This window comes from Pseudomonas zhanjiangensis, from assembly GCF_041027545.1.
GTDB classification, from domain to species: domain Bacteria; phylum Pseudomonadota; class Gammaproteobacteria; order Pseudomonadales; family Pseudomonadaceae; genus Aquipseudomonas; species Aquipseudomonas zhanjiangensis.
In genome coordinates this window covers 82,430-93,803 of sequence record NZ_JBFTEG010000012.1, presented here as the reverse complement: position 1 = coordinate 93,803, position 11,374 = coordinate 82,430, and the positions used below count along the sequence as shown (strand labels likewise).

The 11,374-nt window shown below is 68.6% G+C and carries 6 protein-coding genes and 1 riboswitch; of the genes, 2 read left to right on the top strand and 4 right to left on the bottom strand.

Translation table 11 applies throughout. The annotated features are described in order from the left end of the window. Nucleotides 1-54: 54 nt before the first annotated feature. From AB5S05_RS15440 to AB5S05_RS15425, 4 genes are all read right to left on the bottom strand, one after another. Nucleotides 55-1,965, bottom strand: a complete 1,911-nt coding sequence (locus tag AB5S05_RS15440; protein WP_369288411.1) for a TonB-dependent receptor — start codon at nt 1,963-1,965, stop codon at nt 55-57. A gap of 99 nt (nt 1,966-2,064) precedes the next feature. Further along, a riboswitch (cobalamin riboswitch) is annotated at nt 2,065-2,295 on the bottom strand. Nucleotides 2,296-2,344: 49 nt separating this feature from the next. Continuing rightward, entirely contained in the window at nt 2,345-4,240 is a 1,896-nt protein-coding gene (gene dxs / locus AB5S05_RS15435; RefSeq protein ID WP_369288410.1) for a 1-deoxy-D-xylulose-5-phosphate synthase, read from the bottom strand. Nucleotides 4,241-4,400: 160 nt separating this feature from the next. Beyond that, a complete protein-coding gene (locus AB5S05_RS15430; RefSeq protein ID WP_369288409.1) occupies nt 4,401-7,688 on the bottom strand; it encodes a carboxyl transferase domain-containing protein in 3,288 nt (1,095 codons plus the stop codon). After that, nucleotides 7,685-9,376 (bottom strand): AMP-binding protein, encoded by a 1,692-nt coding sequence (locus tag AB5S05_RS15425; RefSeq protein WP_369288408.1) that lies wholly within the window; start codon nt 9,374-9,376, stop codon nt 7,685-7,687. Before AB5S05_RS15425 ends, AB5S05_RS15430 begins: the two co-directional genes overlap by 4 nt. A 158-nt stretch (nt 9,377-9,534) precedes the next feature. Here AB5S05_RS15425 and AB5S05_RS15420 point away from each other — a divergent pair, with 158 nt between their 5' ends. Further along, nucleotides 9,535-10,455 (top strand): LysR family transcriptional regulator, encoded by a 921-nt coding sequence (locus AB5S05_RS15420; RefSeq protein ID WP_369288407.1) that lies wholly within the window; start codon nt 9,535-9,537, stop codon nt 10,453-10,455. Nucleotides 10,456-10,553: 98 nt separating this feature from the next. Further along, nucleotides 10,554-11,360: a formate/nitrite transporter family protein gene (locus tag AB5S05_RS15415; RefSeq protein WP_369288406.1), complete on the top strand. Its 807-nt coding sequence runs from the start codon at nt 10,554-10,556 to the stop codon at nt 11,358-11,360. The last annotated feature ends 14 nt before the right edge of the window (nt 11,361-11,374 follow it).

Here is an 11,374-nt window from a genome sequence, read left to right as displayed (position 1 = left end):
CACCCTGAACGACAAGGCCCCGCCAATGCGGGGCCTTGTCGTTGGCGGCAGCTGTTAGAAGCGGTAGCCGACGCTCAACTGAACGTCTTCCTCGGTCGCTGGATAGAGGCCCTTGTTGCCGGGCAGGAAACTCGCATAGGACGCATAGCTGTCGTAGCGCTTGCCGGTCAGGTTGTTGATTCGCAGCCTGGCGCTGAGTTGTTGAAAGTCGTAGGTCAGGCCGACGTTGAACAGCGTGTAGCCGCCTTCGCGTGGCATCACATGGCCGTCGTCGCCGGCCAGAAAACGTGGCCCTGTGTAGTTGGCTTCGAGGTAACCGGCCAAGCCCTGCAGCAATAGATAGTTAAGCTTGAGGGCGGCGGTATGCCGGGCTACCCAAGGAACATCGTTGTCTTCGAAGGCCCCGGCGCGATAGCGGGCGTCGGTGAAGCTGTACTGGCCACCGAGGCTCAGGCGGTCAGTGAGCTGACGCTGCGCCTCTAGCAGCACGCCGTCGCGACGAGTCTCATCCAGATTGATGGTGACGAAATTCACCGGGTCGAAGATCAGCTCGTTGTCCAGGTCCAGACGGTACAGGCTTAGCTGATAGCGCTGAATGCTGTCCTGCCATTCGATGCCGCCTTCCCAAGACTGGCCGGTCTGGGGAGCCAGGAAGTCGACGCCGGGCAGCGTGAAGGCGTTGTCTTCTACGTTGGCGAAGCGCAGCACGTCCTCGCGCTTGAGAAACAGGCGAGTCTGCGCATTGGCCTGCCAGCTCAAACCCAGGCTGTTGCTGTCCTCGCGGTCACTGTGTTTGCGGCCGGCTACCTTGTTGTGATCCTTCGCCTCGCTGGTGCGGTAGCCCAGGGTCAGGGTGAGATCGTTGCCCAGCGGCTGGCTGAGCTGGCTATACCAGTCGCGCAGGGTCTGCCGCGAGCGGGTGTCGCCGAATATGGAGCTGAGTTCGTAGTCGCTGACGATCTGGTCATGACCGAGAAGCCATTCGCTGCGACCCAGGGAGGTATTCCAGTGCCCGGTCAGGCGTGGGCTCAGGCTCTCGACACGGTTGCCCTGGACGAACGGCGTGGCGAACAATGCGCCCACTCCATCGGTGTCACGGTGGCTGTAGTCGATATCGGCAGTCCAGTTACTGCCGAGGTTTTGCTGGATCGCGACGCGGTGCACCTGGGTCTTGCTGTCGTTGAAGTCCTGCGGGCTCCCCGCGGCCTTGCGGTCGGCGCGGCGCTGCGCCAGGGTCAGACTGCCCGGATAGCGCAGTTCGTCGTCGATGCTCTGGTATTCATACAGGGCCCAGCCCTCGTCATGGTCGTGGCGCAGGCGGCCGAAGGCGTTGCTGTAGCTGGCGTTGTTGTTGTCGCGGTAGCCGTCGGCATGTCGCGCTTCCCCGCTGCCATAAACGGAAAAGCCGGCGCCCAGAACCCGGTTGAAGTGGCCGCGATAGGCTTCCAGGTCATGGCTGCCGCGGCTGGTCTCCACGTAGGCCTCATTCTCGCTGGGGCGGCGGGTGATGATATTGATCACCCCGCCAACCGCCTGATCGCCGTAGAGCACCGTGCCGGCGCCGCGGATGATCTCGATGCGCTCGATATTGGCCAAAGGTACGCTATTGAGATCTGGGCCACTCTGGTTGGAGTTGTTCAGGCGCCGACCGTCGACCAGTACCAGGGTATTGTTGATCGCATTTTCGCCGAATCCACGCAGGCTGATGGCGACCCGATTGCCGTCCCCGAGCGTGTCGAGGATCTGCAGGCCGGCCTGGGTGCGCAGCACCTCCACCAGGCTGCTCGCGGCGCTGGTTTCGATCTGTTTGCGGTCGATGACCGCGATGCTGGCCGGCGCCGGCTGTTGCAGCGGGGTGCCGCGGGTGATCACCAGCGGTGGCGTCTGGTAGGGATCATTGGCATCGGCGGCCAAGGCCAGGCCTGGGGTCAGGGCCACGGCCAGGGCAAGAGGGGATAGCTTCATCGATAAGTCCTCAAAAGGAAGAATTCTTTTGAGGAGGGCAGGGACAAGCACGGGCAAGCGATGGGCAGCCAGCGCTTGACGGTGATGCCCTCCGCAACACCTGTCAAATGTGCCGAGGCAGGTCTACGGGCTGCCGACTGGCCCTTTCCCGCCTTCCCAGGCGAACCCAGTGGCGTATCGGGAAAGGCTACGTGCGAGTGCTGAGCGCTCGCACGCCGTCGGTTACCGTTGCGGGGGCAGCGCAGGCCTTGTCGCTGTTCGAGACAGCGGCGCACCTGCTTCCCTTTTCACGCGGCTAGTGTGGCCGCGACCTCGGACAAGCAAAACGCCGCTACCTTAGGTGGCGGCGGCGGGTAAAGCAATGCAGCCTGTCGGCTGCTCAGTCCTGCAATCCGGCCAGGCGCTCGCGCACGCTGGCCTCGATGCCGGCGGCGTCCAGGCCGCACTCGGCGAGCATCTGCGCCGGCTTGGCGTGCTCGACGTAGCTGTCCGGCAGGCCGAGGTGAAGCATCGGCTTGAGGATGTTCTCGCGGGCGAGGAACTCGCTGACCGCGGAGCCAGCGCCGCCCATGATGCTGTTTTCCTCGATGGTCACCAGCAGCCCGTGGTCGGCGGCCAGTTGCCTCACCAGGGCCTCGTCCAGCGGCTTGACGAAACGCATGTCGGCGACCGTGGCGTTCAGCGTCTCGGCCACTTGCAGCGCCTCGGCCAGTTGCACGCCGAATACTAGCAGAGCGACGCCCTGGCCCTGGCGGCGGAGCACGCCCTTGCCGATCTCCAGGGGGAGCAGGCCGGGCTCGATGCTGGCGTTGGGGCCGCTGCCGCGCGGGTAGCGCACCGCGGCAGGGCCGTCGAACAGGTGGCCGGTGGTGAGCATGCGGCGCAGCTCGTTCTCATCGCTCGGCGTCATCACCAGCATGCCGGGGATGCAGCGCAGGTAGGACAGGTCGAAGCTGCCGGCGTGGGTTGGGCCGTCCTCGCCGACCAGGCCGGCGCGGTCGATGGCGAACAGCACGTCGAGATTCTGCACCGCCACGTCGTGGATCAGCTGGTCGTAGGCGCGCTGGAGGAAGGTCGAGTAGATCGCCACCACCGGCTTGACGCCGTCGCAGGCCATGCCCGCGGCCAGGGTCACCGCGTGCTGCTCGGCGATGGCCACGTCGAAGTAGCGCTCGGGGAAGCGCTCGCTGAAGGCCACCAGGTCCGAGCCTTCCTTCATCGCCGGGGTAATACCGACCAGGCGCGGGTCCTGCGCGGCCATGTCGCACAGCCACTGGCCGAACACATTGGAGTACTTGGGGCCGCCGGTCTTCTTCGGCGCGACCTCGGCCTTGATCGGCTCGAGCTTGGTGATCGCGTGGTAGCCGATCGGGTCGATCTCGGCCGGAGCGAAGCCCTTGCCCTTCTGGGTGATCACATGGAGGAACTGCGGGCCCTCCAGGTCGCGCATGTTGCGCAAAGTCGCGAGGAGGGTGGGCAGGTCGTGGCCGTCGATCGGGCCGATGTAGTTCCAGCCCAGCTCCTCGAACAGGGTGCCGGGCACCAGCATGCCCTTGGCGTGCTCCTCGACCTTGCGCGCGATCTCCCAGGCGCCGGGCAGGCGCGACAGCACCTTCTTGCTGCCCTCGCGCATGCTCGCGTAGGAGCGGCTGGAGATTATCTTGGCCAGGTAGTTGGACAGGCCGCCGACATTCTTGGAGATCGACATGTCGTTGTCGTTGAGGATCACCAGCATGTTGGCGTTGACGTCAGAGGCGTGATTGAGCGCCTCGAAGGCCATGCCGGCGGTCAGCGCGCCGTCGCCGATCACCGCCACCGCCTTGCGCCGCGAGCCTTGCAGGCGGGCGGCGATGGCCATGCCCAGGGCGGCGCTGATGCTGGTGCTGGAATGGCCGACGCCGAAGGTGTCGTACTCGCTCTCGCAGCGGCGCGGGAAGGCGGCGATGCCGTCCTTCTGGCGCAGCGTGCCCATGCGTTCGCGGCGGCCGGTGAGGATCTTGTGCGGGTAGGCCTGGTGGCCGACGTCCCACACCAGGCGATCGTCCGGGGTGTCGAAGACGTAGTGCAGGGCCACGGTCAGCTCGATCACGCCGAGGCCCGCGCCGAAATGCCCGCCGGTCTGGCCGACCGTATAGAGCAGGTACTGGCGCAGCTCGTTGGCCAGGATTTCCAGTTCCGCTTCGCCCAGGCGGCGCAGCTGATCCGGCGTGGTGGCGCGGTCGAGCAGGGGCGTCAGCGGGCGAGCGCGGGGAATCTCATGGAAGGTCGTCGGCATCGGGCGGATCGTTATAGGCGTAAAAGATGCGGCAGTTTACCCGAACCACCGGAAACTGCCCAAACAAGCTGCGGCGTCCTATCGCCGCTGGCCCTCCCGGGCGCGCCGGTCACGACGCACCGGGAAAGCCGGACGGCGAAAGTGGGGCTGTTGCCGCGCACTACCAGGTATCGACGGCGCGCTTCCTGCCCGAGCGCGGCGCCGGTTTCGGCGTGGCATTGAGCCCACGCAGCAGCCAGCTGCGGGTCTCCTGCGGGTCGATCACCGCGTCGATCTCGAGGAAACTGGCCATGTTGATGGCCTTGCCGCTCTGGTAGGCCTTCGCCACCAGCTTGTCGAACAGCTGCTGGCGCTCGGCGGGCTCCTCCACGGCCGCCAGCTCCTTGGCGAAGCCCAGGTGCACCGCGCCTTCCAGGCCCATGGCGCCGAACTCGGCGCTGGGCCAGGCGATGGTGAACAGCGGCGAGTGAAAGCTGCCGGCGGCCATGGCCTGGGCGCCGAGGCCGTAGCCCTTGCGCAGGACCACGGTGAAGAAGGGCACCGACAGGCTGGCGGCGGCGACGAACAGGCGCGAGACGTGACGCACCGTGGCCTGCTTCTCCGCTTCCGGCCCGACCATGAAACCGGGGGTGTCACAGAGGGAAATCATCGGCAGATCATGGGCGTCGCATAGCTGCATGAAGCGCGCGGCCTTGTCGCCTGCGACCGCATCGATGGCGCCGCCCAGGTGCATGGGGTTGTTGGCCAGCAGGCCGAACGGCCGGCCCTCGATGCGCACCAGGGCGGTGATCAGCCCCGGGGCGAACTCGCGGCGCAGCTCCAGGACGCTGCCGGCGTCGGCCAGGGTGGCGATGACCTGGCGGATGTCGTAGACCCGCAGGCGGTTCTCCGGGATCAGCTGACGCAGCTGGCGCTGGTCGGCGCACTGCCAGTCGGCCAGCGTGCCCTGGAAGTAGCCCAGGTACTGCTTGGCCACCCGCACCGCTTCGGCCTCGTCGGTCACGCGCACGTCGATCACCCCGTTGGGCCCCTGCACGGCGACCGGGCCGACCTGTTCCGGGGTGAAACGACCCAGGCCGCCGCCCTCGATCATCGCCGGGCCGGCCATGCCGATGCTGGCGTCGTCGGTGGCGATGATCAGGTCGCAGCAGCCGAGCAGGGCGGCGTTGCCGGCGAAGCAGCGCCCCGACACCACCCCGACCAGCGGCACCAAGCCGGACAGCCTGGCCATGCTGACGAAGGTGTGGCAGTCCAGGCCGGCCACGCCGACGAAGTCGCTGTCGCCCGGCCGGCCGCCACCGCCCTCGGCGAACAGCACCAGCGGCAGGCGCCACTGCTCGGCCAGCTGCAGCATGCGGTCGGTCTTCTTGTGGTTGAGCACCCCCTGGGTACCGGCGAACACCGTGTAGTCGTAGGCGATGGTCATGCAGCGCACCGCCTGCTCGCCGAAGCTGGCGGCGTTGACCGTGCCGATGCCGGCGACCAGGCCGTCGGCCGGGCTCTGCTCGATCAGTTCTTCCAGCGAGCGGCGGTGGCGCTGGGCGGCCAGGGCCAGGGCGCCGTATTCGATGAAGCTGCCGTCATCGAGCAGGTCCGCGAGGTTTTCCCGGACCGTGCGCTGGCCGCTCTTGCGCCGCCTGGCCACGGCCTGGGGGCGGCGCTCGTCGCGGGTCAGGGCGTGGCGCTCGAGCACCTCGGCCAGGTCGGCGCGGATGTGCCCGAGGTCGAGGCTCTGCTCGCTGTGCGCCTGCTCGCCGGCGACCTCGGCCGGTTCGAGGAACAGCAGCGGCTGGCCCTCGCCGAGGCTGCCGCCCGGTTGCACGGCCAGGGCGCGGACGATGCCGCTGTGGCTGGCCTTGACCACGAACTCCATCTTCATCGCCTCGAGCACCGCGACGCTCTGGCCGACGGCCACCGCGTCGCCCTCGGCGACCTCCAGGCAGACCAGCACGCCGCTGCTTGGCGCCAGCAGTGGCAGGCAGCCGGGCGGCGCGTCGATCGCTTCCGGCACCGCGTCGGCAGCCGCCGGGCTGGCGCTGAAATAGCGGTGCGGATGGGCCTGCGCCTGCGGCGCCAGCAGGCGCTCGAGCTGGCTTTCGACGAAGCGGGTGTGCACCTGGTTGGCGGCCAGCTCCGGCAGGCGCAGCAGGTTCTGCAGCAGGTGCAGGTTGCTCGCCACCCCCTCCAGGCGGAATTCGCACAGGCCGTGGTAGGCGCGGCGCAGGGCGCTCGGGTAGTCCGCCGCCTGGACGATCAGCTTGGCCAGCAGCGAGTCGTAGCTGGGGCTGACCGGGTAGCCGGCGTAGCCGTAGCCGTCGACGCGCAGGCCGGGGCCGCTCGGCGGCTCGTAGGCCGTCAGGGTGCCGACGGCCGGGCGGGTGCTGCCGTCGGCGTGCAGGGTTTCCAGGTTGACCCGCAGCTGCAGGGCGCAGCCGTTGACGGCCGGCGGCTGCGCCAGGCCGAGCTGTGCCAGCGAGGCGCCAGCCGCCAGCCTGAGCTGGGTGTGCAGCAGGTCGACGCCGGTGACCTGCTCGGTGACCGTGTGCTCGACCTGGATGCGCGGGTTGGCCTCCATGAAGTAGAAGCGCTCGGGCTGTTCGGCATCGACCAGAAATTCGAAGGTGCCCAGGCCCCGGTAGTTCACCTCGGCGGCCAGCTTGAGCGCGGCGGCGATCATCCGCTCGCGGGTGGCGGCCGGCAGGTCGGGGCTGGGGGCGATCTCCACCAGCTTCTGCTGGCGCCGCTGCAGGCTGCAGTCACGCTCCCACAGGTGGCTGACCGCGCCGCTGCCGTCGCCGAGCACCTGGATCTCGATATGCCGGGCGTGGCTCACCAGTTGCTCGACGTAGAGCGCGTCACAGCCGAAGGCGGCGCGGGCCTCCGACTGGCAGCGGGCGAAGGCCTGTTCCAGCTCGGCCTCATTGAATACCGGGCGCATGCCGCGGCCGCCACCGCCGGCCAAAGCCTTGAGCATCACCGCGCCGCCTTCGCCCAGCTCGCGGAGGAAGGCGCGCGCCTCCTCCAGGCCGACCGCGCGGCTGAGGCCGGCCACCAGTGGCACCTCGCAGCGCTCGGCCAGGGCGCGGGCGGCGGCCTTGTCGCCGAACAGCTCCAGCACCTCGGCGTCGGGGCCGATGAACACGAGGCCGGCGGCCCGGCAACGACGGGCGAACTCGGCGTTCTCGGCGAGAAAACCGTAGCCGGGGTGGATGGCCTGACAACCTTCGGTGCGGGCGATGTCGATCAGCTGGTCCATGTCCAGGTAGGCCGCCACCCCGCGGCCCTGGAGGGCGACCGCGCTGTCGGCCTTGCGCCGGTGCAGGGAGGCGGCGTCGTCCTCGGCGAACACCGCCAGCGAGCGGATGCCCAGCTCGTGGGCGGCGCGGGCGATACGGATGGCGATCTCGCCACGGTTGGCGATCAGCAGGGCGTCAAAGGGCGCGGTCACAGCAGTTCCTCCAGTTCGTTCTTCTTCACCTTGCCGGTGGCGGTCATCGGCAGGCTGTCGAGCAGGCGGATCTGCGGCACCTTGTAGACCGCCATGGCCTCGCGGCACCAGGCCTGCAGGCTGTCGGCCGTCTCCGCGCCGCCCGGCTTGAGCACCACGAAGGCCACCGGCAGCTGGCCGCGCGCAGGGTCGGGGCGACCGAGCACGGCGCTGGCGAGGATCGCCGGATGCTGGCCGAGCAGCGCCTCCAGCTCGCTGGGGAACACGCTCATGCCGTTGACCTTGAGCATTTCCTTGCGTCGGCCGAGGTAGCGGATAAAGCCCTGTTCGCTGATCTGGCCGAGGTCGCCGGTATGCAGCCAGCCATCGCGCAGCGCCTCGGCACTGGCCTGTGGGCGGTTCCAGTAGCCCTTGAGCAACGACGGGCTGCGCAGGCACAGCTCGCCTTCCTGGCCCAGCGGCAGCAGCTCGCCGCTGGCGAAGTCGCAGACCTTGAACTGGGTGCCCGGCACCGGCAGGCCGACGAAGGTCGGCGCGCTCCTGAGGTCGAAGTCGTCGTCCTGCAGGCCGGCGGTGAAGGTGTCGCAGGTGTGGCTCTCGGTCATGCCGAAGCTGAACTCGAACAGGCTGGTGCCGGTCAGCTCGCGCCAGCGCCGGCGGTACTCGGGGGTGAGCTTCTTGATGAAAGAGATGCTCCCGGTCCTTTCCAGGGAGGTGAAATCGAAGTCGCCGACCCGCGGGTGCTCGAGCACCTCGGCGGCGCTGTCGACCAGCAGGCCGCAGTGGCTGACCCGGTAGTGCTCGACTGCCGTCATGAAGGCCAGGGCATCCCAGCGCGCCAGCAGCACCAGCTGGCAGCCGCTGAACACCGGGAACAGCAGGCCGGCGTTTTCCCCGGCGATCCAGAATTCGGGGAGGAAGTTCAGCAGCACGCTGTCCGGGCGCAGCTGCAGGGCCACCGGCAGGAAGCTGGCGCAGGTGTAGAGCATGTCGCCGTGGCTGTGCACGCAGCCCTTGGGCAGGCCGGTGGTGCCGCCCGTATAGTTGAGCGCGGCGATGTCCTCCAGCTGCGGGCGATGGCTCGGCACCGGAGCGGTGCAGGCGGCCAGGGCCGGGTAGAAGTCGAGAAAGTCGTCGCCCTCGACTTTGGGCGCCAGCAGCAGGTCGGGCAGCGGCAAGCTCGGTTCGGCCGGGCACAGCTCGGACAGGCTGGTCGCCAGTACCTGCTCCAGCGAGCACTGCTCGCGCACCGCCCGCACCACCGGCAGCAACTGGTCGAAGCAGAGGATGATGCGCGCGCCGCTGTCCTCGAGCTGGTAGCTCAGCTCCAATGCCTTGCTCAGCGGGCTGACCGGTGCATAGACGGCGCCGCACTTGAGGATGGCGTAGAAGGCGATATGCAGCTGCGGGCAGTTGGGCATGAACACCGCCACCCGGTCGCCGACGCCGACGCCCAGCTCGCGTAGCAGCGCCGCGCAGCGATCGCTCTGCGCATCCAGTTCGGCATAGCTCAGGCGCATGCCGTAGAAGTCCAGGGCCGGCGCCTGCGGTTGCAGGCGGGCCCAGGCGCGCAGGTATTCGCTCAGTGGCTGGCGGCCTTGCGGGTAGTGCGGCTCGCGCGGGGTGCCGGCTGGCCAGGCGGCGGCCTGCAGCGCATGCAGGCGTTCGAGGTAGGCGTCTTGGTTCATGGGGAGACCCTGGTTGTGCTGATCTGCCGGCCAGCTTAGGCGGGGGTCGCAGGGGGCAGAACTGATGCTTATGCATCGCTATCCATGAATCTCATGCATGGTTATCTGCAGGCCTGTGAATGCTAGGCTCAAGGTCCGGGCATCGGGTTGGAATAACCATGAATCAACCACATGAATGGTCGGCGCTGAGCCGCCTCGATCTCAACCTGTTCCGCGTGTTCGAGGTGATCTACCGCGAGCGCAACCTGACCCGCAGCGCGGTGATCCTGCACCTCAGCCAGTCGGCGGTCAGCCATGCCCTGGCGCGCCTGCGCGAGCAGATCGGCGACCCGCTGTTCGTCCGCGACGGCCGTGGAGTGGCGCCGACGCCGCTGGCCGAGCAGCTGGCGCCGAGCATCCAGGAGGCCCTGAGCAGCCTGCGGCGCAGCGTCAGCGCCTGGCAGGCCTTCGACCCGCAGCGCGACCGGCGCAGCTTCACCCTGAACATGGCCGAGCAGCTCGAGCCGCTGGTGCTGCCGGCGGTGCTCGGCCACGTGCAGCGGGTCGCGCCACAGGTGCAGGTGCGCAGCAGTTGCGTGCACTGGGCCGAACTGCAGCTGGAACTGGCGGCCGGGCGGGTCGACCTGGCCATCGAGATCGCCCGGCCGACGGACGCCGAATTGCGCCAGCAGCAACTGTTGCGCGACCCGCTGTGCGTGATGGCCGGGCCGGCCTTCAGCGGCGAGCTGACGGCGCAGCGTTATCTGAGCGCCGAGCACGTGGCGGTGACCTCGCGCCGCCGCGGCATCTGCGTCGAGGACCTGGCGCTGGCCAACCTGGGCCTGGCCCGGCGCGTGCGCCAGCACTGTCAGCACTACCTGTCGGCGGCGCTGCTGGTGGCCCAGGGCGAGCTGCTGCTGAGCCTGCCCAGTCGTTATGCCGAACTGCTCAATCGCGGCTTGGGCAACCGCCTGCTGCCGATGCCGCTGGACCTGCCGCCGGTGACCCTCAACCTGTACTGGTCGCGCCATGCCGATGGCGAGGCGGGCAACCAGTGGCTGCGTGGCCAGTTGCTGGAGCTGGCGCGGCTGCAGTTCTGACGGGGCCCTGGCGGCAGCCGAGCCCGGCTGGACTAGGCTGATCAAGGCAGCCAGCGGCACCCGGCGGTGCTGCTTCTTTGCGTGAGGAGGAGCCCCCCATGGTTGACCAACACCTGTTCGGCGATGCCTACCAGCCCCGCGAGATTGCCCGGCGGGTCGAGGAGATGGGGGTGGCCAAGGCGCGCGCCGATGCCCTGACGCTGTTCGTCCTGGCCGTGCTGGCCGGTGCCTTCATCGCCCTGGGCGCGCTGTTCTACATGGTCGTCACCACCGGCAGCAGCCTGGGCTTCGGCGTGACCCGCCTGCTCGGCGGCCTGAGTTTCTGCCTCGGCCTGGTGCTGGTGGTGATTGGCGGCGCCGAGCTGTTCACCGGCAACAACCTGATGGCCATGGCCTGGGCCAGTCGCCTGATCAGCACCGGCGAGGTCCTGCGCAGCTGGGCGCTGGTCTACCTGGGCAACGTGGTCGGCGGCCTGGGCATGGTGCTGCTGGTGTGCTGGGCCGATGTCGCCAGCCTGGACGGCGGCGCCCTCGGCGAGACGGCGCTGCAGATCGCCCGCAGCAAGGCCACGCTGGGCCTGGGCGAGGCCTTCGCCCGCGGCATCCTGTGCAATGCCCTGGTGTGCCTGGGGGTATGGCTGGCGATGGGCGGGCACAGCGTCACCGACAAGATCCTCGGGATCGTCTTTCCGATCAGTGCCTTCGTCGCCCTGGGCTTCGAGCACTCGATCGCCAACTGGTTCTTCCTGCCCTACGGGCTGGTGCTGGACGGCCAGGGGCTGGTGGCGGTCGAGGGGGCGCTGGGCAACCTGCTGGCGGTGACCGCCGGAAACATCGTCGGCGGTACCCTGCTGGTCGCCGGGGTCTACTGGCTGGCCTACCGCCGCGGTGCTGGTGGCGACTAGCGCGGCGCGGCCCG

Excerpts from the sequence above, each read along its gene's own strand:
- AB5S05_RS15420 (WP_369288407.1), top strand. The coding sequence starts at position 9,535 with ATGAATCAACCACATGAATGGTCGGCGCTGAGCCGCCTCGATCTCAAC.
- dxs (WP_369288410.1), bottom strand. The coding sequence starts at position 4,240 with ATGCCGACGACCTTCCATGAGATTCCCCGCGCTCGCCCGCTGACGCCC.
- AB5S05_RS15440 (WP_369288411.1), bottom strand. The coding sequence starts at position 1,965 with ATGAAGCTATCCCCTCTTGCCCTGGCCGTGGCCCTGACCCCAGGCCTG.
- AB5S05_RS15425 (WP_369288408.1), bottom strand. The coding sequence starts at position 9,376 with ATGAACCAAGACGCCTACCTCGAACGCCTGCATGCGCTGCAGGCCGCC.
- AB5S05_RS15415 (WP_369288406.1), top strand. The coding sequence starts at position 10,554 with ATGGTTGACCAACACCTGTTCGGCGATGCCTACCAGCCCCGCGAGATT.